Origin of the sequence: Rhodococcus sp. Chr-9 (assembly GCF_000801125.1) — a bacterium.
Classification (GTDB): Bacteria; Actinomycetota; Actinomycetes; order Mycobacteriales; family Mycobacteriaceae; genus Rhodococcus; species Rhodococcus pyridinivorans.
Genome location: NZ_JTIZ01000071.1, coordinates 267,850 through 290,915, shown reverse-complemented (window position 1 = coordinate 290,915; position 23,066 = coordinate 267,850). Strand labels below are relative to the sequence as shown.

34 protein-coding genes and 1 pseudogene are annotated in these 23,066 nt (G+C 65.8%); 30 read left to right on the top strand and 5 right to left on the bottom strand.

Annotated elements, in window-relative coordinates; genetic code table 11:
• The first annotated feature begins 46 nt into the window (after positions 1 to 46).
• The 3 genes from QR64_RS08940 to QR64_RS08930 all read left to right on the top strand — a co-directional run bounded on the left by QR64_RS08940 (position 47) and on the right by QR64_RS08930 (position 3,694).
• Complete coding sequence (locus QR64_RS08940) at positions 47 to 1,324, top strand: wax ester/triacylglycerol synthase domain-containing protein (RefSeq protein WP_039584898.1); 1,278 nt, start codon at positions 47 to 49, stop codon at positions 1,322 to 1,324.
• 206 nt (positions 1,325 to 1,530) lie between these two features.
• Positions 1,531 to 2,619, top strand: a complete 1,089-nt coding sequence (locus tag QR64_RS08935) for an alpha/beta hydrolase (protein ID WP_052227249.1) — start codon at positions 1,531 to 1,533, stop codon at positions 2,617 to 2,619.
• 190 nt (positions 2,620 to 2,809) lie between these two features.
• Positions 2,810 to 3,694 carry a glycosyltransferase family 2 protein gene (locus QR64_RS08930; protein ID WP_318025576.1) on the top strand — a complete coding sequence of 295 codons (885 nt, stop codon included), beginning with the start codon at positions 2,810 to 2,812 and terminating at the stop codon, positions 3,692 to 3,694.
• Here the strand turns inward: QR64_RS08930 and QR64_RS08925 are convergent.
• From QR64_RS08925 to QR64_RS08910, 4 genes and pseudogenes are all read right to left on the bottom strand, one after another.
• The gene (locus QR64_RS08925) at positions 3,667 to 4,548 is read right to left on the bottom strand and encodes an ABC transporter permease (protein WP_039584896.1); all 882 of its coding nucleotides are present in this window, start codon (positions 4,546 to 4,548) and stop codon (positions 3,667 to 3,669) included. The two genes, QR64_RS08930 and QR64_RS08925, sit on opposite strands and share 28 nt — an antisense overlap.
• A gap of 4 nt (positions 4,549 to 4,552) precedes the next feature.
• Positions 4,553 to 5,419, bottom strand: a complete 867-nt coding sequence (locus QR64_RS08920) for an ABC transporter permease (protein ID WP_019288604.1) — start codon at positions 5,417 to 5,419, stop codon at positions 4,553 to 4,555.
• Positions 5,416 to 6,477 carry a daunorubicin resistance protein DrrA family ABC transporter ATP-binding protein gene (locus QR64_RS08915; protein ID WP_039584895.1) on the bottom strand — a complete coding sequence of 354 codons (1,062 nt, stop codon included), beginning with the start codon at positions 6,475 to 6,477 and terminating at the stop codon, positions 5,416 to 5,418. Before QR64_RS08915 ends, QR64_RS08920 begins: the two co-directional genes overlap by 4 nt.
• 150 nt (positions 6,478 to 6,627) lie before the next feature.
• Positions 6,628 to 6,774 (bottom strand): annotated as a pseudogene (locus QR64_RS08910) (GntR family transcriptional regulator); the annotation flags it as partial.
• Between the two features lie 282 nt (positions 6,775 to 7,056).
• Here QR64_RS08910 and QR64_RS08905 point away from each other — a divergent pair.
• The 25 genes from QR64_RS08905 (at position 7,057) to map (ending at position 21,833) form a co-directional block, all read left to right on the top strand.
• Positions 7,057 to 8,565: an amidase gene (locus QR64_RS08905; protein ID WP_039584893.1), complete on the top strand. Its 1,509-nt coding sequence runs from the start codon at positions 7,057 to 7,059 to the stop codon at positions 8,563 to 8,565.
• 485 nt (positions 8,566 to 9,050) lie between these two features.
• Entirely contained in the window at positions 9,051 to 9,356 is a 306-nt protein-coding gene (rpsJ, locus tag QR64_RS08900) for a 30S ribosomal protein S10 (RefSeq protein WP_003938093.1), read from the top strand.
• A gap of 45 nt (positions 9,357 to 9,401) precedes the next feature.
• On the top strand, positions 9,402 to 10,055 hold the full coding sequence (gene rplC, locus QR64_RS08895) for a 50S ribosomal protein L3 (protein WP_006554610.1): 654 nt from the start codon (positions 9,402 to 9,404) through the stop codon (positions 10,053 to 10,055).
• Positions 10,052 to 10,735, top strand: a complete 684-nt coding sequence (gene rplD, locus QR64_RS08890; protein WP_039584884.1) for a 50S ribosomal protein L4 — start codon at positions 10,052 to 10,054, stop codon at positions 10,733 to 10,735. Before rplC ends, rplD begins: the two co-directional genes overlap by 4 nt.
• Positions 10,732 to 11,037 carry a 50S ribosomal protein L23 gene (gene rplW, locus QR64_RS08885; protein WP_006554608.1) on the top strand — a complete coding sequence of 102 codons (306 nt, stop codon included), beginning with the start codon at positions 10,732 to 10,734 and terminating at the stop codon, positions 11,035 to 11,037. The genes rplD and rplW overlap by 4 nt, the downstream gene beginning before the upstream one ends.
• A gap of 38 nt (positions 11,038 to 11,075) precedes the next feature.
• Positions 11,076 to 11,909 carry a 50S ribosomal protein L2 gene (gene rplB, locus QR64_RS08880; RefSeq protein WP_006554607.1) on the top strand — a complete coding sequence of 278 codons (834 nt, stop codon included), beginning with the start codon at positions 11,076 to 11,078 and terminating at the stop codon, positions 11,907 to 11,909.
• Between the two features lie 19 nt (positions 11,910 to 11,928).
• Positions 11,929 to 12,210 carry a 30S ribosomal protein S19 gene (rpsS, locus tag QR64_RS08875; RefSeq protein WP_003938088.1) on the top strand — a complete coding sequence of 94 codons (282 nt, stop codon included), beginning with the start codon at positions 11,929 to 11,931 and terminating at the stop codon, positions 12,208 to 12,210.
• Complete coding sequence (gene rplV / locus QR64_RS08870) at positions 12,207 to 12,599, top strand: 50S ribosomal protein L22 (protein WP_006554606.1); 393 nt, start codon at positions 12,207 to 12,209, stop codon at positions 12,597 to 12,599. Before rpsS ends, rplV begins: the two co-directional genes overlap by 4 nt.
• Complete coding sequence (gene rpsC, locus QR64_RS08865) at positions 12,599 to 13,396, top strand: 30S ribosomal protein S3 (protein ID WP_006554605.1); 798 nt, start codon at positions 12,599 to 12,601, stop codon at positions 13,394 to 13,396. The genes rplV and rpsC overlap by 1 nt, the downstream gene beginning before the upstream one ends.
• 4 nt (positions 13,397 to 13,400) lie before the next feature.
• A complete protein-coding gene (gene rplP, locus QR64_RS08860) occupies positions 13,401 to 13,817 on the top strand; it encodes a 50S ribosomal protein L16 (protein ID WP_006554604.1) in 417 nt (138 codons plus the stop codon).
• Positions 13,817 to 14,053 carry a 50S ribosomal protein L29 gene (gene rpmC, locus QR64_RS08855; RefSeq protein ID WP_006554603.1) on the top strand — a complete coding sequence of 79 codons (237 nt, stop codon included), beginning with the start codon at positions 13,817 to 13,819 and terminating at the stop codon, positions 14,051 to 14,053. The genes rplP and rpmC overlap by 1 nt, the downstream gene beginning before the upstream one ends.
• Entirely contained in the window at positions 14,050 to 14,334 is a 285-nt protein-coding gene (gene rpsQ, locus QR64_RS08850; protein WP_024101619.1) for a 30S ribosomal protein S17, read from the top strand. The genes rpmC and rpsQ overlap by 4 nt, the downstream gene beginning before the upstream one ends.
• A 319-nt stretch (positions 14,335 to 14,653) precedes the next feature.
• Positions 14,654 to 15,022 (top strand): 50S ribosomal protein L14, encoded by a 369-nt coding sequence (rplN, locus tag QR64_RS08845; RefSeq protein ID WP_006554601.1) that lies wholly within the window; start codon positions 14,654 to 14,656, stop codon positions 15,020 to 15,022.
• Positions 15,022 to 15,339 carry a 50S ribosomal protein L24 gene (rplX, locus tag QR64_RS08840; protein ID WP_006554600.1) on the top strand — a complete coding sequence of 106 codons (318 nt, stop codon included), beginning with the start codon at positions 15,022 to 15,024 and terminating at the stop codon, positions 15,337 to 15,339. Before rplN ends, rplX begins: the two co-directional genes overlap by 1 nt.
• Before the next feature lies 1 nt (position 15,340).
• Entirely contained in the window at positions 15,341 to 15,907 is a 567-nt protein-coding gene (gene rplE, locus QR64_RS08835; protein ID WP_006554599.1) for a 50S ribosomal protein L5, read from the top strand.
• 4 nt (positions 15,908 to 15,911) lie between these two features.
• Positions 15,912 to 16,097 carry a type Z 30S ribosomal protein S14 gene (locus QR64_RS08830; RefSeq protein WP_006554598.1) on the top strand — a complete coding sequence of 62 codons (186 nt, stop codon included), beginning with the start codon at positions 15,912 to 15,914 and terminating at the stop codon, positions 16,095 to 16,097.
• A gap of 173 nt (positions 16,098 to 16,270) precedes the next feature.
• Positions 16,271 to 16,669 (top strand): 30S ribosomal protein S8, encoded by a 399-nt coding sequence (gene rpsH / locus QR64_RS08825; RefSeq protein WP_006554597.1) that lies wholly within the window; start codon positions 16,271 to 16,273, stop codon positions 16,667 to 16,669.
• A 15-nt stretch (positions 16,670 to 16,684) separates the two neighbouring features.
• On the top strand, positions 16,685 to 17,224 hold the full coding sequence (gene rplF / locus QR64_RS08820; RefSeq protein ID WP_006554596.1) for a 50S ribosomal protein L6: 540 nt from the start codon (positions 16,685 to 16,687) through the stop codon (positions 17,222 to 17,224).
• A gap of 2 nt (positions 17,225 to 17,226) precedes the next feature.
• A complete protein-coding gene (gene rplR / locus QR64_RS08815; protein ID WP_006554595.1) occupies positions 17,227 to 17,634 on the top strand; it encodes a 50S ribosomal protein L18 in 408 nt (135 codons plus the stop codon).
• 31 nt (positions 17,635 to 17,665) lie between these two features.
• Positions 17,666 to 18,313, top strand: a complete 648-nt coding sequence (gene rpsE / locus QR64_RS08810; protein WP_006554594.1) for a 30S ribosomal protein S5 — start codon at positions 17,666 to 17,668, stop codon at positions 18,311 to 18,313.
• On the top strand, positions 18,313 to 18,492 hold the full coding sequence (gene rpmD / locus QR64_RS08805; RefSeq protein WP_006554593.1) for a 50S ribosomal protein L30: 180 nt from the start codon (positions 18,313 to 18,315) through the stop codon (positions 18,490 to 18,492). Before rpsE ends, rpmD begins: the two co-directional genes overlap by 1 nt.
• 2 nt (positions 18,493 to 18,494) lie before the next feature.
• Positions 18,495 to 18,938, top strand: a complete 444-nt coding sequence (rplO, locus tag QR64_RS08800; protein WP_006554592.1) for a 50S ribosomal protein L15 — start codon at positions 18,495 to 18,497, stop codon at positions 18,936 to 18,938.
• 227 nt (positions 18,939 to 19,165) lie between these two features.
• Entirely contained in the window at positions 19,166 to 20,479 is a 1,314-nt protein-coding gene (gene secY, locus QR64_RS08795) for a preprotein translocase subunit SecY (protein WP_006554591.1), read from the top strand.
• A complete protein-coding gene (locus QR64_RS08790; protein ID WP_006554590.1) occupies positions 20,476 to 21,021 on the top strand; it encodes an adenylate kinase in 546 nt (181 codons plus the stop codon). Before secY ends, QR64_RS08790 begins: the two co-directional genes overlap by 4 nt.
• Before the next feature lie 14 nt (positions 21,022 to 21,035).
• On the top strand, positions 21,036 to 21,833 hold the full coding sequence (gene map / locus QR64_RS08785) for a type I methionyl aminopeptidase (RefSeq protein ID WP_006554589.1): 798 nt from the start codon (positions 21,036 to 21,038) through the stop codon (positions 21,831 to 21,833).
• A 24-nt stretch (positions 21,834 to 21,857) separates the two neighbouring features.
• On the opposite strand, the gene dtd is transcribed toward map, so the two are convergent.
• On the bottom strand, positions 21,858 to 22,295 hold the full coding sequence (gene dtd / locus QR64_RS08780) for a D-aminoacyl-tRNA deacylase (RefSeq protein ID WP_033096992.1): 438 nt from the start codon (positions 22,293 to 22,295) through the stop codon (positions 21,858 to 21,860).
• Between the two features lie 219 nt (positions 22,296 to 22,514).
• On the opposite strand from dtd, the gene infA reads away from it, so the two are divergent.
• Together infA and rpmJ are read left to right on the top strand one after the other, a co-directional pair.
• Positions 22,515 to 22,736 (top strand): translation initiation factor IF-1, encoded by a 222-nt coding sequence (infA, locus tag QR64_RS08775; protein WP_006554587.1) that lies wholly within the window; start codon positions 22,515 to 22,517, stop codon positions 22,734 to 22,736.
• A gap of 92 nt (positions 22,737 to 22,828) precedes the next feature.
• Positions 22,829 to 22,942: a 50S ribosomal protein L36 gene (gene rpmJ / locus QR64_RS08770; RefSeq protein ID WP_003938068.1), complete on the top strand. Its 114-nt coding sequence runs from the start codon at positions 22,829 to 22,831 to the stop codon at positions 22,940 to 22,942.
• The last annotated feature ends 124 nt before the right edge of the window (positions 22,943 to 23,066 follow it).

Below are 23,066 nucleotides of genomic sequence, written 5' to 3'. Positions count from 1 at the left end.
AACCGCAGGTCAGCTGGTCTTACTTACGACTTTGCCGAGGCCCTGGGTGAGTGCCCGACTTTCTCGTTCGCGGGTATTCACGGAGGTCGTCGAGTTCCGGTCGCCGCTCGCGTATCCGTCCTGGCGATCGGTGACGGATATGCAGGTGGAGGATCATGTCCACTGCATCGACCTCGACGGTGGTGGCTGGGGTGCGGTGCGACGCGAATTGCTCCGGGTCCTCACAACCCCGATGGACCTGCGTCGCCCGCCGTGGGAGGTATACGCGCTGACCGGGGCGCGTGCCGTGCCAGGTATCGATGACGGGGCCACCTTCGTGGCGTTGAAGTTCCATCATTCGATGGGGGATGGCGTCGAGGCGGTCGCGATCGGCCGGAAGTTGTTCGACGCACCGGATGTGCTGGCCGACTGCAGCGACAGGGACCAGAAGTTCACAGCGCCACCGAATTTCGTCCGCCAGGTCGGTATGCTCCCGGGGCAGATCACGAAGATGTTGCTGGCAGCTCGGCGTGCCAGGAACGCGGTTGCCGAACTCGGGACTCTCGATGAGCTCCCGTCCTTGCCCGAGGCCCGAGCCAACAGGTTCAACGAACTACCACGCAACAACGATCTCGCGTTCGATCTGGCTCGGTGGCCGCTCGAGACTGTGCACGCGGCGCGGGCTGCACTCCCGGAAGCGACGGTGAACGACTTCGCATTGGCGGTCATCGCAGGTGCGATGCGGTCCTATCTGCGGGAGCACGAGGAACTCGACGGGTCGTCGGTGGTGGTCGGGGTTCCGATGTCGCTCGTACCTCTCGCTTCCCGATGGACATCGAAGGACGAAGCCTCGAACCAGTTCGGCATGATCCTGGTCGACCTTCAGGCGGACGAACCCGACCCGGTCGTGCGCTTCGCCGGCATCGTGGCGGGAACGATGCACGAGAAGCGTCGCAGTCGCAACTCTCTGGTACTCGCGGCGACAACGGCCTTGGACGATTATCCGTGGTGGGCCGCGAAGCGAGTGATCGCGTCGACCCGACGCGCCGTGAAGAAGGGTAAGCGCATTGCCGCGAATGCTCTCGTCACGAATGTGCCTCGCGGATCTGCCGACGTGCAACTGTGCGGGCGAAGCGGGATTTCGGCGTTCGGGGTGGTCTCCGCGGACTCCGGCACGGCATTTGCAGTCGCATCGCTGGGTACCGAACTCACCATCTCCTTCACTGCCTCCCGGGCAGCCGTTCCCGGATCGCATCGTTTCCGTGAACTGCTCGAGGCATCCTTCACCGAACTCGTCGAAGCCCTCGGTGGTCTGAAGACGAGTCGCTCCGATCTGGTGAAATGACCACTACCTCTATTGTGTCCGCAGACTCGCTCGCATCGTCGGGTCCGCAGGGGCAGAATCCGCCAAGGGGACGTGACGGGACGCTCGTCTGGAGCGACGGGCATCCCTGCACGTAGACTTCCGTCGGCTATTGTCGCTCGTGCCCCGGCACGGCCGTTCGGCTGGCAACGGCGACCCTGCAGCTCAACCGAAAAGGTGAAGAATCGATGAAGCAACCGAAGTCAGGATCCTTCGGGCGACTGCGCGTGCTGACAGCCGGCGCGGCGATTGCCTTGTTCTCGACCGCCGCGAGCGTGGTCCCGGCGAACGCTGAGCCGATCCCTGATCCGGTGGCCGAGACACTCCAGCCGATCGAAGCGGTGACGAGCGAGAACGGTTCCAAGATTTCGCGCATCGAGAACTACGGCGAGCAGCAGCTCCTCGTGTACGTGTACTCCGCGTCGATGGACAAGGAGGTCCTGCTCGACGTCTGGCGCCCCGCAGACACGAGTGAACCACGCCCGACCCTGTATCTCCTCAACGGCGCAGGCGGCGGTGAGGACAGCGCGACCTGGCGTTACCGGACCGACGCGATCGATTTCTTCAAGGACAAGAACTTGAACGTGGTGTCGCCGGTCGGAGGGCGGTGGAGTTACTACACGGATTGGGAGCAGGAGGACCCCGTCCTCGGTGTGAACAAGTGGGAGACCTTCCTGACGAAGGAGGTTCCGCCACTCATCGATGCGGCACTCGGAACGAACGGTGTGAATGCGATCGCGGGTCTGTCGTCGTCGGGTACGTCGGTCCTGCAGCTTGCGATCGAGGGCGACGGACTCTACAAGGGCGTGGCTGCGTACAGCGGTTGCGCGCAGACGTCGGACCCGATCGGGCAGCAGTTCGTGAAGATCACGACCGAGACTTGGGGCGGCGGCGATACTCGCAACATGTGGGGTGAGGACGACGACCCGACCTGGGTGGAGAAGGACCCCTATGTTCACGCCGAGGAACTGCGGGGAATGGAGCTGTACATCTCGAACGGCAACGGCTTGCCCGGTCCCTACGACACTCTGAACGGCCCGGAGATCGACGGTCAGGTGGACGTTCTCGCAAACCAGATCATCGTCGGGGGAGTGATCGAGGCAGCGACGAATTACTGCACCCATAATCTCCGTGATCGACTCGTGGAATTGGATATCCCTGCCACTTACAACTTCCGTCCCTCCGGATCACATTCGTGGGGGTATTGGCAGGACGACCTGAAGGATTCGTGGCCCGTACTGGCCAAGGCTCTCGGACTCGACGCTGCCACCGAGTAACGTCCTGCCTATGGGGGATATGCAAGGGCATATCCCCCATAGGGGAGTTATCGGACGGACGTCGAACACCCGTCCTTTTCTGCACTCCACACTCCAAGCTGTGTCGTTCGACACTTCCGGTTCGGTGTCGATACTTTTCCCAAAAAATATGTTTGTCTAAGCACCTATGTCGAGAACACGGTTGTCGGTTGTGATTCCGATGTTCGACGAGCAGGACTATATCGAGCAGTGTCTGCAGTCACTGCTGGCCCAGGAGTCGGAGATCGCCGAGATCATCGTCGTCGACAACAATTCGACCGACGCTGGCCCCGACATCGTTCGGCGCCTCGTGGCACAGAATCCCAAAGTACATCTGGTCTTCGAGTCGAAGCCCGGTGTCGTTCACGCCCGGAACCAGGGTTTCGCGTCGGCTTCCGGTGACATCCTTGCGAGGATCGACGCAGACACTCGGGTATCGAAGGATTGGGCGCACGTCGTCCGCTGCTACTTCGATCGGAGCGATACGGCAGCGATCGGCGGAATCACCGGTCTGAACGATTCGTACGACTCACCCTATCGGGGTCTCAAGAAGCGTGTCGTGGACTGGCAGGTCGATCGAGGAATGATCGGCGGAGAGAAGCGCCTGGCGAATCTGCACGGGGCCAACATGGCGATTCGTGCGTCCGCGTGGGAGCAAGTGTGTGACCGAATCAGTATGGACCTCGGAGTCCACGAGGACTTCGACCTCGGGATATGCCTGACCAAGGCCGGTTTCGGTATCGCCCAACTCGACCGCATGCGAGTCGAGGTATCGCCCCGCCGGGCCTACACGTCGCCTACGAGATTCGTGAAGTACACGAAGGCCACACTTGCCACGGGAAAATTGCACGGTGTCGTCGGAATTCGATTCCGAATCGCCGTGGGTGCACACTGGCTGGGGCACCTGGCGGCGTGGCTCGCGTACCGCCCGTACGATCCCGTGGCCGAGCGGTTCTCACTGCGCCGCGTCTTCCTCGGAGGCGGGGAGAGGAGTTTGCCCGTGAGTGAACGGGCCGAGAAGAAGCCTTGTCATCCGGTCTGTGCTGCGTGCCGATAGCCGCGTAGCGCCGGCAGCACGAAGATCGCCACCATCCCGGCCGACCACAGGAGGGTCTTCAGGAACGGTTCCGCGATCGGACCGCCCATTGCGAGCGAGCGCATGGTGTCGATCGCGCAGGACATCGGCTGGTTCGCCACGACGGGTTGCAACCAGCTCGGATACGCCATGACCGGCACGAACCCCGAGTTGAAGAACATGAGCAGGGTGCACAAAATCGAGACGGTCTCGACCAGGGGCGTGCGCCCCGGCAGAGTCGCCAGAGCGGTCACCATCATCGCGAAGCCCAGACCGAAGATCAGTGGGACCACGAGGATGAGCAGGGTGGGACCGAGGCCCTGGGTGAACCGGAAGCCAAGCGCCATGCCGGCGGCGAAGATCACGAGAGAGGTGACGAACACGCGCACCATCTCGGCCATCAACCGGCCCACGAGCCCCGCCGAACGATGAACGGGCAGCGTGTGGAAGCGGCTCAGCAGGCCGGAATCGCGTTCGGTGCGCAATCCCACCGCGCTGACCACCGAGCCGAACATTGCGCCGACGAGCACGATCATGGGGACGGTGCCGAAGATCGACGAATAGCCGGTCGCGGCGGTGATGCTGTCGCCGAGCACGATGCGGAACATCACCAGGGTGAGCGCCGGATAGATGAGCGCCTGGATCATCGTGGCGGGATCACGGGCCCATCTGAGCAGCAGTCGACCGCACTGCAGGCGGCTGTGCTCCCACAACGCACCGAGGGAACTCTCGCTGCGGATGCGATCCGGTTCGGGATAGGCGAAGGCGCGGCCCGGCGTCCCTGCCCGCTCTCGCGATCGGGCCCGCGCCTGCTGTGTCTCGACGGTCTCGCTCATCGATTCACTCCCGCCTCGTCGCGGCCCACACGGCGCCCGGGATGCAGATCACGGCCAGCCCGATCATCCAGAACAGGCTCGGCCGGAAGACTTCCCAGGTCACCCCGTCCTGGGCCATATCGCGCATCGCGAAGGAGAACTGCGAGATCGGCTGGTTGCGGACGAACGGTCTGATCCACTCGGGAAATCCCTCCTCGGGCACGAAACCGCACGAGAGCATCCCGAGGATCAGCTGCGGCAGGGTCAGCGCCTGCGCTGTCGCCTCGGGGCTCCGGGACAGACATCCGATCGCGTCGGCGCCCAGGCACAACAACAGGCTGATGATCAGTGCGGTCGCGCAGAACAACACTGCCTGCCCGGGGCCGGCGGAGAAACGGAAACCGATGAAATAACCGAATCCGATCGCGGCGGCCAAGGAGATGACCGACCGCACCATGCTCGCCGTCATCCGTGAGGCCAGGGGCGCCGCCGGGGCGACGGGCAGCGTCTGCAGACGCGAGGTCACGCCGGTCGTGCCCTCCTGCGCTGCCAGCTGCGCCGCCGAGATGGCGGTGAAGGCCATCGACTGCAGCACGATGATGGGCATCAGGAATTGCGCGTAGTCGATGCCCTGCAACTGCATGACGAATTTGAGCGGCAGATAGAAACCGAGACCGAAGACGAACGGTGCCAGGACCGCGAGGACCAGCTCGCCGTACCGCGCCATCGTGCGCAACGACCGGAGCGTCAGCACCCACCACTGCTCGACCCCCGACGGCGTGATCCGGCGGTGGACGCCTCCCCGGCGTGCGGGAAGGGTGGACGAGGAGTCGGTGAACGAGACCGTGGGGGTCTCCGTCCCGCGGACCGTCTCGTCGGTGCGGGCCGTCACGGCCGCTCACCTGCCGACGCAGGCTCCGCCCGCTCCGGGTCGGGAAGTGCTGCCGGGCCGCCGTCCGTGAGGCCACCGTCCGCCGGGTCGCTGCCGTCGGGAGCGGATGCGGAGTGCCTGGTGAGGCGGAGGAAGACGTCGTCGAGCGAAGGACGTCGCAGGCCGATGTCGGCGAGTTCGATGCCCAGGGGTTCGATGCGCCGCAGCACCTCGGTGAGGGTCGCGGCGCCGTCGGGCGCCGGGACGGACACCCGATCCGTGTCGGGGACCGTGCCCACGAGCACGTCCTGGGGGAGGAGACCGTCCAGGACGTGCAGGATCTCGGGGATCGCCCGCGGGTCCACCGGAACGATCTCGCAGTGGGTGCCACCGGCGGAGGACTTCAGCTGGTTCGCGGTGCCCTCCGCGATCACGGTGCCCTTGTCGATGACGATGATGTTGTCGCTCAGCACGTCGGCCTCTTCGAGGTACTGCGTGGTCAGCAGCACCGTGATGCCCTGCTCCTTGAGCGCTGCCACCAGCGACCACACACCCTGCCGGCTGCGCGGGTCGAGACCGGTGGTCGGCTCGTCGAGGAAGACCACCTTGGGCCGGACCACGAGGCCGCACGCGATGTCGACCCGTCGACGCATACCGCCGGAGTAGCCCTTCACTGGACGGCGACCGGCGTCGACGAGATCGAATTCCCGGAGCAGATCGTCGGCGCGCCGGGTAGCGGACTTCTTGTCCAGGCCCATCAGGCGCCCGAACAGGATCAGGTTCTCCCGGCCGGTGAGAGTGTCGTCGAGTGCTGCGAACTGGCCGGTCATCATGATCGAACGCCGGACCGCCGCGGCGTCGGCGACCACGTCGTGCCCGGCGACCACGGCGCGACCCGAGGTGGGGCGCAACAGCGTCGACAGCACCTTGACCATCGTGGTCTTGCCGGCGCCGTTGGGGCCGAGGATGCCGAGGACACGGCCCGGCGGTGCAGAGAAGCTGATCCCGTCGAGTGCGTGGACGTCGCCGAACGACTTGTGGACGTCCTCCACGAGAACTGCCTGGTCGTGATCGCTCACATCACACCCCGCCGTAGATCTCGGTCCCCGTCGGGGACGGGTCGGTCCGTCACCGTCGGAATCGTACCGGGGCGAACGGTCCCGGGAGGGGCGGACGGACATGCGCGTCGGCGCCGACGCCCTGCCCCTTGGGGTGTCCACGCCGGCCGGTCAGGACCAGACGCCGAGATCGTCGAGGTGTTCGACGAGTCGATGGGCCCCGTCGGTGAAGTGTTCGCGCGTCTCGCGTCCGGCGGCCTCGACGTCACCGGTGCGCAACGCCTGCAGCAACCGTTCGTGCGAGGCGACCGCATCCGTCCCCCAGCTGCGCGCCTTCTCCTAGTACATGATCCGCCTTGTCACTTCACGGTCTCGGTAGCATCACAGCCGGAGGTGACATGTGGCACACCTACCGTGCCCTAACCTGGCTCGCAACGCACTGGATGGTTCGGTTGGCGGGTGAGCACCGGAGTATCACGCCGACGGTTACTGGGAGGGGCCGCCGGCGGATTGTTCGCGTGGGGTGCGACCGCGGGGAGCGGTCGTGCGGCTCCGCCACGCAGGCTTCCTCCACCCGACACCGTCACCGATCCCGCGAGGATGAGTGCGGTCGAGGCGGCAGCGCTGCTGCACGCCGGCGAACTGCACCCGCGCGAACTGCTCGATGCCTGTCTGGACCGCACGCGCTCGTACGACGGAGCGATCGGTGCGTGGATCCGGCTCTACCCCGAAGTGGCCTACGCGGCGGCCGAGGCGGCGGGGGAGCGCCTCGCCCGTGCGCGCCGCGATCGGGCCCCGGCGCCGCTCGTGTGCGGGCTCCCGATCGCTCTCAAGGACATCTTCGCGGTGTCCGGGCTTCCGCTCACCGCGTCGAGTCGCGTCCTCGAGGGCAACATCGCGGCCGGGCACTCGGGTGTGTGGCGTCGACTCGAGGACGCCGGTGCGGTGCTCATGGGGCACGCGCACACCGACGAGTTCGCGATCGGTGTCGCCACCCCTCAGGTGGGCAATCCGTGGAACACCGAGATGTCGCCCGGCGGATCGTCCGGCGGCAGCGCGGCCGTGCTCGCCGCGCGGTTCGCGCCCCTCGCGATCGGTAGCGACACCGGCGGTTCGGTCCGGTTCCCGGCGAGCGCCTGCGGTGTCTCGTCGATCAAGCCGACCTACGGGCGCATCACCTCGCACGGCATGATCCCGCTGACCTGGACCCGCGACCACGTGGGTCCGATGGGCCGCAGCGTCGCCGACGCGTCCCTGATGATGACCGTGCTCGCGGGCGCGGATCCGGCCGACCCGATCACGGCACTCGGCCCCGACGTTCCCGAGGGCGGTTATCCGGTGACGGCCGCCGGGGGAGCGAGTCCCCTCGCCGGCGTGCGGATCGGACTGCCCGTGAACACGAATCCCGCACCCCCCGAGGCGGTGCAGCGCGTCGTCGACGACGCGGCACGGGTGGCGGAATCGCTCGGTGCGGTCACGGTCCCGGTGACGATGCCGTCCCTGCCGGAATCCCTCGCGACCGGCGACCAGGTCGAGATGGGTGCCTACCACCAGCAGTTCACCGACCGGCTCGGCCTGTATCGCCCCGAGAACGCGGTGGCCGCGGGCACGGCGGTGGCCTCGCTGGCCGTGCCGGTGGGCGACTACCTCACCTTCGAACGCGACCGTCTGCGGTACCAGAGCGACTACAACCGGATGTTCGTCGACCAGGATCTCGACGCGATCATGCTGCCCGGCGCCTCCGTCGACGGCGCACGACGCCAGGAGTTCCTCGGCATCAGTGTCACGGCCGGAGTGACGGGCCCCGTGCGATGGGCGAACTACTCCGGTGCCCCCGTGGTGACCCTGCCCGCCGGGTACTCCGCCGCGACGGGGATGCCGGTCGGTGTGCAGCTCGGTGCGCGGCCGTGGCAGGACGAACATCTCATCGGCATCGGGCTCGAACTGCAGGAGGCACTGCCGATCTGGCGCGACGAGCCGCAGCTCGTCGCCGCCGGCGCACGGGTCCCCGAGGTCGCGCAGGTGCAGCCGGGCCCCGGTCCCGACCCGACGAATACGATCGGGGCGGCCGCTCCGGTTCGGACCCTGCCGATGAACCTCATCGGCTAGGTTCGACCACGCGGATCCGACCGCACGGCGTATTGCCGAGGTGTACATCACGCACCGTCGTGAGTTGAACTCTCGGCCGTGCTCCTGCATACTGGTCGGGTTGCCTTGACCGGGCCATGGATGTTTCGCGGCTCGGATCGGGAAAGACGTGACAGTCGCGGATCGAGCCTCACGGCCTGGTCGCGGCCACATGCAAGACGGAAGCAGTACCCCTGTGTGCTCCTGTGGAGCGCAGCCGGTTCCGTTCCTTGCGGTGTCGAAGCCTTCGAGCATCGACGCCGGGGAATGAGCGGCGGGCCGACACGCCCGACCGCGTGGGCCGGAGAACAATGACAGATGAACAGCGGCAAGCGGATCGGATACGTCCGGCTCGCACTGTGTTTCGAGCGCTGTTCTCGGTCGCCGTTCCCCGGGGAACTGTGCAGACGAGGTGGTTTCCGGCTCCGCCGGGGATCACGAAACGCGGCAAGAAAAGGACACTAAGCGTGGCGGGACAGAAGATCCGCATCAGGCTCAAGGCCTATGACCACGAGGCGATCGACGCATCTGCGCGCAAGATCGTCGAGACGGTGACCCGTACGGGTGCCCGCGTGGTCGGCCCGGTGCCGTTGCCCACTGAAAAGAACGTGTACTGCGTCATCCGCTCGCCGCACAAGTACAAGGACTCGCGCGAGCACTTCGAGATGCGGACGCACAAGCGGCTCATCGACATCCTCGACCCGACGCCGAAGACCGTCGACGCGCTCATGCGCATCGATCTCCCGGCGAGTGTCGACGTCAACATTCAGTGACATTCGATTACAGCGAGCTTGTGAAAGACGCAGCGGAGACAACACATGACTAACCAGATCAAGGGAATCCTGGGCACCAAGCTCGGCATGACCCAGGTCTTCGACGAGAACAACCGGGTTGTCCCGGTCACCGTCGTCAAGGCCGGACCGAACGTGGTCACGCAGATCCGCACCGAGGAGCGCGACGGCTACAACGCCGTGCAGCTCGCCTACGGTGCCATCGCGCCGCGCAAGGTCAACAAGCCGGTTCGCGGCCAGTTCGAGAAGGCCGGCGTCACGCCGCGCCGTCACCTGGTCGAGCTCCGGATCGAGGACGCCTCCGAGTACGAGGTCGGCCAGGAACTCACCGCCGAGGTGTTCGAGGACGGCGCCTACGTCGACGTCACCGGCACCTCGAAGGGCAAGGGCTTCGCCGGCACCATGAAGCGTCACGGCTTCGCCGGCCAGGGTGCGTCGCACGGTACGCAGGCCGTGCACCGTCGTCCGGGCTCCATCGGTGGTTGCGCCACCCCGGGCCGCGTGTTCAAGGGCACGCGCATGTCCGGCCGTATGGGCTCCGACCGCATCACGACGCAGAACCTCTCGGTCCACAAGGTGGACGCCGAGAACGGTCTGCTGCTGATCAAGGGCGCGATCCCGGGTCGCAAGGGCGGCCTCGTGATCGTCAAGACCGCAGTGAAGGGTGGTGCACGGGCATGACCAGCACCGAGACCGCAACCAAGCTGACCCTGGACGTCAAGGCCCCCGGTGGCCAGACCTCCGGCTCCGTCGATCTCCCCGCCGAGATCTTCGACGCTCCCGCGAACATCGCGCTGCTGCACCAGGTCGTCACCGCGCAGCTCGCCGCGGCCCGCCAGGGAACGCACGCCACCAAGACCCGCGGCGAGGTCCGCGGCGGTGGCAAGAAGCCGTACCGCCAGAAGGGCACCGGCCGCGCACGTCAGGGCTCGACCCGTGCGCCGCAGTTCGCCGGCGGTGGCGCCGTCCACGGCCCGCAGCCGCGCGACTACAGCCAGCGCACCCCCAAGAAGATGAAGGCCGCCGCCCTGCGCGGAGCCCTCTCCGACCGGGCGCGCAACGAGCGCATCCACGTGATCACCGAACTCGTCGCGGGTCAGACCCCGTCGACGAAGAGTGCTCGCACGTTCCTGGGCGAGATCAGCGACCGCAAGAAGGTCCTGCTCGTCGTCGGCCGTGAAGACGTGGCGGCGTGGAAGTCGGTTCAGAACCTTCCCAACGTCCACGCGCTCGCGCCGGATCAGCTGAACACCTACGACGTGCTCTACAGCGATGACGTCGTGTTCAGCGTCGAGGCGCTCAACACGTTCATCCACGGGCCGGCCGAGTCCGGCCAGGAAGTGAAGGAGGAGAGCAAGTGAGCACGATCGCCGATCCTCGCGACATCCTGCTGGCTCCCGTCGTCTCCGAGAAGTCCTACGGGCTGATGGAAGAGGGCACCTACACCTTCCTGGTCCACCCGGACTCGAACAAGACGCAGATCAAGATTGCCGTCGAGAAGGTCTTCGGCGTCAAGGTGAGCAGCGTCAACACCGCCAACCGTCAGGGCAAGCGCAAGCGGACCCGGTTCGGTTACGGCAAGCGCAAGAACACCAAGCGCGCGCTCGTGACCCTCACGGCCGACAGCAAGCCCATCGAGATCTTCGGAGGCCCGGTCGCCTAGCGATCGGAACTCTCGAGAGATAGAGGACGAGAAGACTCATGGCAATCCGTAAGTACAAGCCGACTACGCCGGGCCGCCGTGGCGCCAGCGTGTCGGACTTCGCCGAGATCACTCGGTCGACGCCCGAGAAGTCGCTGATCCGCCCGCTGCACGGTCGCGGTGGACGTAACGCGCACGGCCGCATCACCACCCGTCACAAGGGTGGCGGACACAAGCGCGCCTACCGCCTGATCGATTTCCGTCGCAACGACAAGGACGGCGTGCCGGCCAAGGTCGCTCACATCGAGTACGACCCCAACCGCACCGCGCGCATCGCGCTGCTCCACTACGTGGACGGCGAGAAGCGCTACATCATCGCCCCCAAGGGCCTCGTGCAGGGTGCTCCCGTCGAGTCGGGCCCCAACGCCGACATCAAGCCCGGCAACAACCTGCCGCTGCGCAACATCCCGACGGGTACGACCATCCACGCGGTCGAGCTGCGTCCGGGTGGCGGCGCCAAGATGGCCCGCTCCGCCGGTGCGAGCATCCAGCTCCTCGGTAAGGAAGGCACCTACGCCACGCTGCGTATGCCCTCCGGCGAGATCCGTCGCGTCGACGTGCGCTGCCGCGCCACCGTCGGCGAGGTCGGCAACGCCGAGCAGTCGAACATCAACTGGGGCAAGGCCGGCCGTATGCGCTGGAAGGGCAAGCGCCCGACCGTCCGTGGTGTCGTGATGAACCCGGTCGACCACCCGCACGGTGGTGGCGAGGGCAAGACCTCGGGTGGTCGCCACCCGGTCAGCCCGTGGGGCAAGCCCGAGGGCCGCACCCGCAAGAACAAGGCGTCCGACAAGCTCATCGTCCGTCGTCGCCGTACCGGCAAGAAGCGCTAGTCAAGGAGGGAGTTAGAGAATGCCACGCAGCCTCAAGAAGGGCCCGTTCGTCGACGACCACCTCCTGGCGAAGGTGGACACGCAGAACGAGAAGGGCACCAAGCAGGTCATCAAGACCTGGTCGCGCCGTTCCACGATTCTGCCCGACTTCATCGGTCATACGTTCGCTGTCCACGATGGACGCAAGCACGTGCCGGTGTTCGTCTCGGAGTCCATGGTCGGTCACAAGCTCGGTGAGTTCGCGCCGACCCGTACGTTCAAGGGCCACATCAAGGACGACCGGAAGAGCAAGCGTCGATGAGCACTGAAACCACCACCAACAGCGCTCGGGCTGTTGCGCGCCACGTGCGCGTGACCCCGATGAAGGCGCGCCGCGTCGTCGACATCGTTCGCGGTAAGTCCGTCGAGGAGGCCCTGGCCATCCTCAAGTTCGCGCCGCAGGCCGCGGCCGAGCCGGTCGCCAAAGTGATCGCGTCGGCCGCTGCGAACGCGCAGAACAACTACAACCTCGACCCCAGCACGCTCGTCGTCGCGACTGCGTACGTGGACGAGGGTGCGACCCTGAAGCGGTTCCAGCCGCGTGCCCAGGGCCGTGCGTTCCGCATCCGCAAGCGGTCGAGCCACATCACCGTGATCGTGGAAAGCGTCGGGTCGGCCTCGACTCGTAACCGCCGGAAGGGAGCTCAGTAGTGGGCCAGAAGATCAACCCGCACGGCTTCCGTCTGGGCGTCACCACCGACTGGAAGTCTCGTTGGTACGCGGACAAGCAGTACGCGGACTACGTCAAGGAAGATGTCGCGATCCGCAAGTTCCTGGCCTCCGGCCTCGAACGCGCCGGCATCGCGAAGGTCGAGATCGAGCGCACCCGCGACCGTGTGCGTGTGGACATCCACACCGCTCGTCCCGGGATCGTCATCGGACGCCGCGGCGCCGAGGCCGATCGCATCCGCGCCGAGCTCGAGAAGCTGACCGGTAAGCAGGTCCAGCTGAACATCCTCGAGGTCAAGAACTCGGAGTCCGAGGCTCAGCTCGTGGCGCAGGGCGTCGCCGAGCAGCTCTCGAACCGTGTCGCCTTCCGTCGTGCGATGCGCAAGGCCATCCAGTCGGCCATGCGTCAGCCGAACGTCAAGGGCATCCGCGTGCAGTGCTCGGGCCGCCTCGGTGGCGCCGAGATGTCGCGTTCGGAGTTCTACCGCGAAGGTCGCGTCCCGCTGCACACGCTGCGCGCGGACATCGATTACGGCCTCTACGAGGCACGGACCACCTTCGGCCGCATCGGCGTGAAGGTCTGGATCTACAAGGGCGACATCGTCGGTGGCCGTCGTGAGCTCGCTGCTGCTGCAGCTGCTCCCGCCGACCGGCCGCGTCGTGAGCGTCCGAGCCGCCCGCGTCGTTCCGGCGCGTCGGGCACCACCGCGACGAGCACCGAGGCCGGCCGCGCCGCATCGAGCGACGCTCCTGCCTCGACCGAGAACAAGGAGGGCTGACGCAATGTTGATCCCCCGGCGGGTCAAACACCGCAAGCAGCACCATCCGAGCCGTACGGGTGCCGCCAAGGGCGGAACCCAGGTGGCCTTCGGTGACTACGGCATCCAGGCTCTCGAGCCGGCCTACATCACCAACCGGCAGATCGAGTCCGCTCGTATCGCCATGACCCGGCACATCAAGCGTGGCGGCAAGATCTGGATCAACATCTTCCCGGATCGCCCCCTCACCAAGAAGCCTGCCGAGACCCGCATGGGTTCCGGTAAGGGTTCGCCGGAGTGGTGGGTCGCGAACGTCAAGCCCGGTCGCGTGCTGTTCGAGATGAGCTACCCCAACGAGGAGATTGCGCGCGAGGCTCTGCGTCGCGCGATGCACAAGCTCCCCTGCAAGTGCCGCATCGTGACGAGGGAGGAGCAGTTCTGATGGCTACCGGTACCCCCGCCGCGGAACTCCGCGAGCTGAGCGACGAAGAGCTGACCGACAAGCTCCGCGAAGCCAAGGAAGAGCTGTTCAACCTCCGCTTCCAGATGGCCACCGGCCAGCTGGACAACAACCGTCGGCTCCGCGTGGTGCGCAACGAGATCGCCCGTATCTACACGGTGCTGCGCGAGCGCGAGCTCGGACTGGCCACCGGCCCGAATGCGGGTGACGTGGCATGAGTGAGGAAAAGGCAGTGAGCAACCAGGAACAGCGCGCGAGCCGTAAGGTCCGCATCGGTTACGTCGTCTCGGACAAGATGGAGAAGACCATCGTCGTCGAGCTCGAGGACCGGGTGAAGCACCCGCTGTACGGCAAGATCATCCGCCGTACGACCAAGGTGAAGGCGCACGACGAGAACGGTCTGGCCGGCATCGGCGACCGCGTGCAGCTGATGGAGACCCGTCCGCTGTCCGCGTCGAAGCGCTGGCGTCTGGTCGAGGTGCTCGAGAAGGCCAAGTAAGGCCTCCTCGTCCTCGACAGGACCGAGAACATGCAGCACCCCACCACCCGCACCGCGGGCGGTGGGGTGCTGTGCGTCGGGTAGTAGGTGCAGCCCTCGCGTGGGGGAGCGGTGGACGTCGCTGCGACACGCCCGGTTCCGGGGTGGGGAGTGACATCACAATTCGCGAATTTGCCCTGCGTACGGTATATGGCCTACTCTGGACGGGTTGCTTACGGGACCCGTGTGTGATTCGCGCGTGCGCCGCAGGCAACCGACGACCGCGTACGTCCAGGTCGGAAATCTGACGTACACACCAATCCAGGTCAAGGAGAAGTAAGTGATCCAGCAGGAGTCGCGACTGCGCGTCGCCGACAACACGGGTGCCAAGGAGATCCTCTGCATCCGCGTTCTCGGTGGCTCGTCCCGTCGCTACGCCGGAATCGGTGACGTCATCGTCGCCACCGTCAAGGACGCGATCCCCGGCGGCAACGTCAAGCGTGGCGATGTCGTCAAGGCCGTGATCGTGCGCACCGCCAAGGAGCGCCGCCGTCCGGACGGTTCCTACATCAAGTTCGACGAGAACGCTGCCGTCATCATCAAGGGCGACAACGATCCTCGCGGCACCCGCATCTTCGGACCCGTCGGTCGCGAGCTCCGCGACAAGCGGTTCATGAAGATCGTCTCGCTCGCTCCGGAGGTGCTGTGATGAAGGTGCACAAGGGTGACACCGTGCTCGTCATCTCGGGCAAGGACAAGGGCGCCAAGGGCAAGGTCATCGCGGCCTACCCGGCGACCGGCAAGGTCCTCGTCGAGGGCGTGAACCGTATCAAGAAGCACACCGCCGTCTCTGCGAACGAGCGTGGCGCCTCCTCCGGCGGCATCGTGACGCAGGAGGCCCCGATCCACGTTTCCAACGTTGCGGTCGTCGACTCGGACGGAAACCCCACCCGCGTGGGCTACCGCACCGATGAGGAAACCGGCAAGCGCGTTCGGATTTCCCGGAAGAACGGGAAGGACCTCTGACATGACTTCCACCGAGAACAAGACCCAGCCGCGCCTGAAGGCCCGCTACCGCGCCGAGATCAAGGACGCGCTGAACGCGGAGTTCGACTACGCGAACGTCATGCAGATCCCCGGCGTCGTGAAGGTCGTCGTCAACATGGGTGTCGGCGACGCCGCCCGCGACGCGAAGCTCATCAACGGAGCCGTCAACGACCTCGCGCTCATCACCGGTCAGAAGCCGGAGATCCGTAAGGCCCGCAAGTCCATCGCACAGTTCAAGCTGCGCGAGGGCATGCCGATCGGTGCGCGCGTCACGCTGCGCGGCGACCGCATGTGGGAGTTCCTGGACCGTCTCGTGTCCATCGCGCTTCCCCGTATCCGGGACTTCCGCGGCCTCAACGGCAACCAGTTCGACGGCAACGGCAACTACACGTTCGGCCTGAACGAGCAGTCGATGTTCCACGAGATCGACGTGGACAAGATCGATCGCCCGCGCGGCATGGACATCACTGTCGTGACCACCGCTACCAACAACGAAGAAGGCCGTGCCCTGCTCAAGCACCTCGGCTTCCCGTTCAAGGAGAACTGAGCCCATGGCTAAGAAGGCACTGGTCAACAAGGCCAACAAGAAGCCGAAGTTCGCGGTGCGCGCCTACACCCGCTGCCAGCGCTGCGGGCGCCCGCACTCGGTCTTCCGCAAGTTCGGACTCTGCCGCATCTGCCTTCGCGAGATGGCACACCGCGGAGAACTTCCGGGAGTTCACAAGAGCTCCTGGTGACGTGAGCGGTGGGCGGAGGACCGAGAAGTTCTCCGCCCACTGTCACGCTGTCATGGGTTCGTCGCCGATCCGTCGACGAATCCGCTATCGAAACCGAGTTTCGATGTAGGCCCACGGCCGGCATGTTCCGGCGTTGCATGGGAACCGCATCGAGAAAGGTGAACAGGTCAGCCATGACCATGACCGACCCCATCGCAGACTTCTTGACGCGTCTGCGTAACGCCAACACGGCGTACCACGACGAGGTCAAGCTCCCGTCCTCGAAGATCAAGGTGAACATCGCCGAGATCCTCAAGCGCGAGGGCTACATCTCCGACTACCGCACCGAGGACGCCGAGGTGGGCAAGACCCTCATCGTCGACCTCAAGTACGGACCTTCCCGTGAGCGCAGCCTTGCCGGCGTGCGCCGCGTGTCGAAGCCCGGCCTGCGCGTGTACGCGAAATCCACCAACCTGCCCAAGGTCCTGGGCGGCCTCGGCGTGGCGATCATCTCCACGTCCTCCGGCCTGCTCACCGATCGCCAGGCGGCCAAGCAGGGAGTGGGCGGGGAAGTCCTCGCCTACGTCTGGTAAAGGGAGGCCACCACAATGTCGCGAATCGGAAAACTCCCCGTTGCAGTTCCTTCGGGCGTCGAGATCACCATCGACGGCCAGGATGTTGCAGTCAAGGGCCCCAAGGGCAACCTGTCCCTGACGATCGCCGAGCCGATCGCCGTCGCCAAGGGTGAGGACGGGGCAATCAACGTCACGCGCCCGAACGACGAGCGTCGCAGCCGCGCGCTGCACGGCCTGTCGCGGACGCTCGTGCAGAACCTCATCGTCGGTGTCACCGAGGGTTACACCACCAAGATGGAGATCCACGGCGTCGGCTACCGCGTGGCCCTCAAGGGCAAGGACCTCGAGTTCTCGCTCGGCTACAGCCACCCCGTGCTGATCGAGGCGCCCGAGGGCATCACGTTCGCCGTCGAGAACCCCACGCGCTTCTCGATCTCGGGCATCGACAAGCAGAAGGTCGGCCAGATCGCGGCCAACATCCGCCGGCTGCGCAAGTCCGACCCCTACAAGGGCAAGGGCATCCGCTACGAGGGTGAACAGGTCCGTCGCAAGGTCGGAAAGACGGGTAAGTGATCATGAGCCAGACCGAGAACCAGAAGGCCAAGCGCATCCCGCGCGGCAAGGACGCCTCCACCACGCGTCGCCTTTCGAAGACGCGTCGTCACTTCCGCCTCCGCAAGAAGATCTCCGGCACCGCCGAGCGTCCCCGCCTCGTCGTCAACCGGTCCTCGCGCCACCTGCACGTGCAGCTGGTCGACGACCTGACGGGCACCACTCTCGCCGCAGCGTCGTCCATCGAACCCGATGTGCGCGCTCTCGAGGGCGACAAGAAGGCTCGCGGCGCGAAGGTCGGTCAGCTGATCGCCGAGCGCGCGAAGGCTGCCGGCGTGGAAGCCGTGGTCTTCGACCGCGGTGGCCACACCTACAGCGGACGCATCGCGGCCCTCGCGGACGCGGCTCGCGAAAGCGGGTTGAAGTTCTGATGACCATTTTCTCGAACGGAAGGAACGCCTGATGCCGGGACGTCAGCGGCGTGACGGCGGCAACGGCCCCGCCGGACAGAACCCCAACAGCGGTGACAACCGTGGCGGTCGCGACCGCCGCGACCGCGACTCGCGCGGCGGCAACGCTGCCGAGAAGTCGAACTACATCGAGCGTGTCGTCTCGATCAACCGTGTGTCGAAGGTCGTCAAGGGCGGTCGTCGCTTCAGCTTCACCGCTCTGGTGATCGTGGGCGACGGCAACGGCCTGGTCGGCGTCGGCTACGGCAAGGCCAAGGAAGTTCCCGCGGCCATCCAGAAGGGTGTCGAGGAAGCTCGCAAGAACTTCTTCCGCGTCCCGCTCATCGGCGGAACCATCACCCACCCCGTCCAGGGAGAGGCTGCAGCCGGTGTCGTCCTGCTGCGTCCGGCTTCCCCCGGTACCGGTGTCATCGCCGGTGGCGCTGTGCGCGCGGTGCTGGAGTGTGCGGGTGTCCACGACATCCTGTCGAAGTCGCTCGGCTCCGACAACGCCATCAATGTGGTGCACGCGACGGTTGCGGCCCTCAAGGGTCTGCAGCGTCCCGAGGAAGTCGCGGCTCGCCGTGGCCTCACCCTCGAGGAAGTTGCCCCCGCCGGCATGCTGCGCGCACGTGCACAGGCTGCTGGGAGCGTGAAGTAATGGCAGAGCTGAAGATCACCCAGATCAAGAGCACCATCGGGGCCAAGTCGAATCAGCGCGACAGCCTCCGGACCCTCGGTCTGCGGAAGATCCGCCAGTCCGTCGTCCGCGAGGACAATGCGCAGAATCGTGGCCTCATCAACGTGGTGCGTCACCTCGTCACCGTTGAGGAGGTCTGAGAATGACCATCAAGCTGCATCACCTGCGCCCGGCTCCGGGTGCGAAGACGGACAAGACCCGCGTCGGACGCGGTGAGGGTTCGAAGGGCAAGACCGCCGGCCGCGGTACGAAGGGCACGAAGGCACGCAAGAACGTGTCGCCGGCCTTCGAGGGTGGCCAGATGCCCATCCACATGCGTCTGCCGAAGCTCAAGGGCTTCAAGAACGCATTCCGTACCGAGTACCAGATCGTCAACGTCGGGGACATCGCTCGCGTGTTCCCCGAGGGTGGACAGATCGGTGTCGCGGACCTCGTGGCGAAGGGTCTGGTTCGCAAGAACCAGCTCGTCAAGGTCCTCGGCGAAGGCGAGCTGACGGTGGCCGTGCAGGTCACCGCCGACAAGTTCTCGGCCTCCGCTCAGGAGAAGATCGCTGCAGCCGGTGGCAGCGCGACCGTCCAGGCCTGACCTGTACTTTCGCGTGTGAGTCACGGCTGTCGAACGGCCGCGGTGCAGATACCTGCACCGCGGCCGTTCGCGCGTTCGCACCGGTGTCCCAAGCTGCGTTCGCAGCGGTGACATAGGCTACCGGGCTACGCCTCTCATCGGGGCCCACTGTTAGAGTTTCAGAGTTGTCTACCGTCCGACGGATCCCTCTCGATCCGTCGTCCCCGATCGGCCCGCCAGGAGGATCTTTGCTTTCCGCCTTCGTCTCGGCCCTCAGGACACCGGACCTGAGGCGGAAGATTCTCATCGCCCTCGGGCTCGTGGCGCTGTACCGCCTCGGTGCTACCGTGCCGTCCCCGGGCGTCGACTACGGCAACGTCCAGGCCTGTGTCGATCAGCTCGCCGGCAGCGAGCAGGCCGGCATCTACTCGCTGATCAATCTGTTCTCCGGCGGCGCGCTACTGCAGTTGTCGGTCTTCGCGATCGGCATCATGCCGTTCATCACCGCGAGCATCATCGTCCAGCTGCTCACCGTGGTCATTCCACGCTTCGAGGAACTGCGCAAGGAGGGCCAGTCCGGCCAGGCCAAGATGACGCAGTACACGCGTTATCTCGCCGTCGCGCTCGCCGTCCTGCAGGCCACCGGCATCGTCGCGCTCGCCGCCCGAGGGCAGCTGCTGCAGGGCTGCTCGGAGCCGATCCTCGCCGACGACAGCATCTTCGGGATGGTCGTCATCGTGCTGGTGATGACCGCCGGTGCCGCCGTCGTCATGTGGTTCGGTGAGCTCATCACCGAACGCGGTGTCGGCAACGGCATGTCGCTGCTGATCTTCGCCGGTATCGCGGCCGCGCTGCCGAGCGAGGGTCGCATGATCCTCGAATCCCGCGGCGGCCTCGTCTTCGCGATCGTCTGCGTCGTGGCCCTGGCCCTGATCACGGGTGTCGTGTTCATCGAGCAGGGTCAGCGCCGGATCCCGGTGCAGTACGCCAAGCGCATGGTCGGCCGTCGTATGTACGGCGGTTCGTCGACCTACCTGCCGCTGAAGGTCAACCAGGCGGGCATCATCCCCGTCATCTTCGCGTCGTCGCTGCTGTACCTGCCCAATCTCGTCGCGCAGCTCACCGGTGCCACGACAAACCCGGATCCGAGTTGGTGGCAGCGGATCATCAACGAGTACCTGGTCAATCCGAACAACCCGGTCTACATCGCGATCTACTTCGCCCTGATCGTGTTCTTCGTCTTCTTCTACGTCGCCATCACCTTCAATCCGGAGGAGCGGGCCGACGAGATGAAGAAATACGGCGGCTTCATCCCGGGCATCCGCCCCGGTCGCCCGACCGCCGAATATCTCAGTTTCGTGCTCAACCGCATCACGGTTCCGGGCTCGATCTACCTCGGTCTCATCGCGACGCTGCCGAACTTCTTCCTGTCCGGCAGCCAGACGGCCTCGAGCATCTTCGGTGGCGCCGCGGTTCTCATTCTCGTCAGTGTCGCGCTGGACACTGTCAAGCAGATCGAAAGTCAACTGATGCAGCGCAACTACGAAGGGTTCCTCAAGTGAGACTTGTACTGCTCGGTCCTCCCGGTGCCGGCAAGGGCACACAGGCCGCGATTCTGTCCGAGAAGCTCGGCGTCCCCGCCATCTCGACGGGCGATCTTTTCCGCGCGAACATCGGGCAGGGCACCCCGCTCGGCGTCGAGGCCAAGAAGTACATCGACGCGGGGGAGCTCGTTCCCGCCGAGATCACCAACAACATGGTGCGTGAGCGTCTGGCCGAGCCCGACGCCGCCAACGGCTTCCTCCTCGACGGCTTCCCGCGCAGCGTGGAGCAGGCCAAGGAACTCGAGAACATCCTGAAGGATCTCGGTGTCGAGCTCGACGGCGTGCTGTCCTTCGTCATCGACGAGGACGTCGTGGTCGAGCGCATGCTCGCCCGCGGTCGCGCCGACGACACCGAAGACGTGATCCGCAACCGTCTCCGGGTCTACCGTGAGGAGACGGCCCCGCTGCTCGACTACTACGCCGACTCGATCATCACGGTCGACGCGATCGGTGAGGTCGAGGAGATCAATTCGCGGGCTCTGTCCGCACTCGGAAAGTAGACGGGTAGTTCGACATGGGTTTCGGGCGCAAGCGCTCAGTGGTTCCGTTCCGCACCTCGGGTGAACTCGACGCGATGGCGGCGGCGGGAGCCGTGGTCGGTGCCGCACTCGTCGCAGTGCGCGAGGCCGCCAAGCCGGGCGTGAGCACCCTGGAACTCGACCAGGTGGCGGAATCGGTCATCCGCGATGCGGGGGCCGTTCCGTCCTTCCTGGGCTACCACGGCTTCACCGGTTCGATCTGTTCGTCGGTCAACGAGGTCGTCGTCCACGGCATCCCGTCGGTGTCGGTGGTGCTCGCCGAGGGCGACCTCGTGTCGATCGACTGCGGCGCGATCCTCGACGGCTGGCACGGCGACTCGGCATGGACCTTCGGGATCGGGGAGCTGTCGCAGGCCGACATCGACCTGAGCGAGGCCACCCGTCTGTCGCTCGAGGCCGGTATCGCGGCGATGCTCCCGGGCAACCGCCTGACCGACGTGTCGCATGCGATCGAGCAAGGCACGCATGCCGCCGAGAAGGTGCACGGCCGCTTGTACGGCATCGTCGACGGCTACGGCGGTCACGGTATCGGGCGCGAGATGCACATGGATCCGTTCCTCCCCAACGAAGGCAAGCCGGGCAAGGGCCCGAAGCTCGTCGTCGGATCGGTGCTCGCCGTCGAGCCGATGCTCACCCTCGGTACCTACGAAACCGAGGTCCTCGACGACGAGTGGACGGTGGTGACCGTCGACGGCAGCCGGGCCGCGCACTGGGAGCACACGGTAGCGGTCACCGAGGACGGCCCCCGTATCCTCACCGTCCGGCCGGAGTGACGCGAGCGGTCGTACTCCGCGGCGTCATACGTCGACGAGGAGCGTGACCGGTCCGTCGTTGACGAGGCTCACCTCCATGTGGGCCCCGAACTTCCCGGTCTCCACCGTCGCGCCGAGATCTCGTAGAGCGTTCGCGAACGCATCGACGAGAGGTTCGGCGATCGGGCGGGGAGCGGCGGCCGACCACGACGGACGCCTGCTCTTCCTCGTGTCGGCCATGAGCGTGAACTGGCTGACCACCAGGATCGGGGCGTCGACGTCGGAGGCGGATCGCTCGTCCTCGAGGATGCGCATCGTCCACACCTTCCGGGCGAGCGTCGCGGCCTTGGTCTCGTCGTCGTCGTGCGTGACGCCGACCAGCACGAGCAGACCGTGACCGTCTTCGGCCGGCGTGATGCGAGCCACCTCGGCTCCGTCGACCGCCACCGCCGCCGTGGTCACCCGCTGGATCAACGCCCGCACGTGCGGTCCTCCTCCTGGTCGTGGGCACGAGTGTGCCGGAGCTCATTTGTCCTGGACGGTCAACTTCCCGTACCATTGATCGGTGGTGCGCGCTGCGCTCCGATCGGTCCCGTGTCGAATTCCTTCGAATTTCGGTTCGTGTCCGGTCCCGGAGTTGCCGAGCGTCACGGTAACGGATGCCGATGCAACCACAACGCCGAACAACGGATCGCGGAGGATATGGCTAAGAAAGACGGGGCAATCGAGGTCGAGGGCCGGGTAATCGAACCGCTGCCCAATGCGATGTTCCGCATCGAGCTGGAGAACGGGCACAAGGTTCTCGCCCACATCAGCGGAAAGATGCGTCAGCACTACATTCGTATCCTTCCCGAGGACCGCGTTGTCGTGGAGCTTTCTCCCTACGACCTCACGCGTGGACGCATCGTCTACCGCTACAAGTAACGAAGCTTCCCCGGCTACACGGTCGGGGAGAATCATGTCGCCGGGCCGGCTCTGCCGTGTCCGGCGGCGCACATACAGGAGATCGGACTTACGTGAAGGTTCAGCCTAGCGTCAAGAAGATCTGCGAGAAGTGCAAGGTGATCCGCCGTAACGGTCGGGTCATGGTGATCTGCGAGAACCTGCGTCACAAGCAGCGTCAGGGCTAGATCCACCTTCGTCTCGAAGATCTGCTTGGCAACAAGCACGAAGACCTTCCAGCACCAGTCGCGTGGTTACGATCCTCGATCCGTCGAGGAGCTGCGCGATCAACCCCCGGTACGGAGGCCGGGG

Coding starts and splice junctions, on each gene's coding strand:
- QR64_RS08905 (WP_039584893.1), top strand. CDS start 7,057: ATGAGTGCGGTCGAGGCGGCAGCGCTGCTGCACGCCGGCGAACTGCAC.
- QR64_RS08935 (WP_052227249.1), top strand. CDS start 1,531: ATGAAGCAACCGAAGTCAGGATCCTTCGGGCGACTGCGCGTGCTGACA.
- rplO (WP_006554592.1), top strand. CDS start 18,495: ATGACCATCAAGCTGCATCACCTGCGCCCGGCTCCGGGTGCGAAGACG.
- rpsQ (WP_024101619.1), top strand. CDS start 14,050: ATGAGTGAGGAAAAGGCAGTGAGCAACCAGGAACAGCGCGCGAGCCGT.
- QR64_RS08830 (WP_006554598.1), top strand. CDS start 15,912: ATGGCTAAGAAGGCACTGGTCAACAAGGCCAACAAGAAGCCGAAGTTC.
- rplE (WP_006554599.1), top strand. CDS start 15,341: ATGACTTCCACCGAGAACAAGACCCAGCCGCGCCTGAAGGCCCGCTAC.
- rplX (WP_006554600.1), top strand. CDS start 15,022: ATGAAGGTGCACAAGGGTGACACCGTGCTCGTCATCTCGGGCAAGGAC.
- infA (WP_006554587.1), top strand. CDS start 22,515: ATGGCTAAGAAAGACGGGGCAATCGAGGTCGAGGGCCGGGTAATCGAA.
- rplV (WP_006554606.1), top strand. CDS start 12,207: ATGAGCACTGAAACCACCACCAACAGCGCTCGGGCTGTTGCGCGCCAC.
- rpmD (WP_006554593.1), top strand. CDS start 18,313: ATGGCAGAGCTGAAGATCACCCAGATCAAGAGCACCATCGGGGCCAAG.
- QR64_RS08925 (WP_039584896.1), bottom strand. CDS start 4,548: ATGAGCGAGACCGTCGAGACACAGCAGGCGCGGGCCCGATCGCGAGAG.
- rpmC (WP_006554603.1), top strand. CDS start 13,817: ATGGCTACCGGTACCCCCGCCGCGGAACTCCGCGAGCTGAGCGACGAA.
- rplR (WP_006554595.1), top strand. CDS start 17,227: ATGAGCCAGACCGAGAACCAGAAGGCCAAGCGCATCCCGCGCGGCAAG.
- rplP (WP_006554604.1), top strand. CDS start 13,401: ATGTTGATCCCCCGGCGGGTCAAACACCGCAAGCAGCACCATCCGAGC.
- rpsH (WP_006554597.1), top strand. CDS start 16,271: ATGACCATGACCGACCCCATCGCAGACTTCTTGACGCGTCTGCGTAAC.
- map (WP_006554589.1), top strand. CDS start 21,036: ATGGGTTTCGGGCGCAAGCGCTCAGTGGTTCCGTTCCGCACCTCGGGT.
- rplD (WP_039584884.1), top strand. CDS start 10,052: ATGACCAGCACCGAGACCGCAACCAAGCTGACCCTGGACGTCAAGGCC.
- rplB (WP_006554607.1), top strand. CDS start 11,076: ATGGCAATCCGTAAGTACAAGCCGACTACGCCGGGCCGCCGTGGCGCC.
- rpsS (WP_003938088.1), top strand. CDS start 11,929: ATGCCACGCAGCCTCAAGAAGGGCCCGTTCGTCGACGACCACCTCCTG.
- rplC (WP_006554610.1), top strand. CDS start 9,402: ATGACTAACCAGATCAAGGGAATCCTGGGCACCAAGCTCGGCATGACC.
- rpsE (WP_006554594.1), top strand. CDS start 17,666: ATGCCGGGACGTCAGCGGCGTGACGGCGGCAACGGCCCCGCCGGACAG.
- rplF (WP_006554596.1), top strand. CDS start 16,685: ATGTCGCGAATCGGAAAACTCCCCGTTGCAGTTCCTTCGGGCGTCGAG.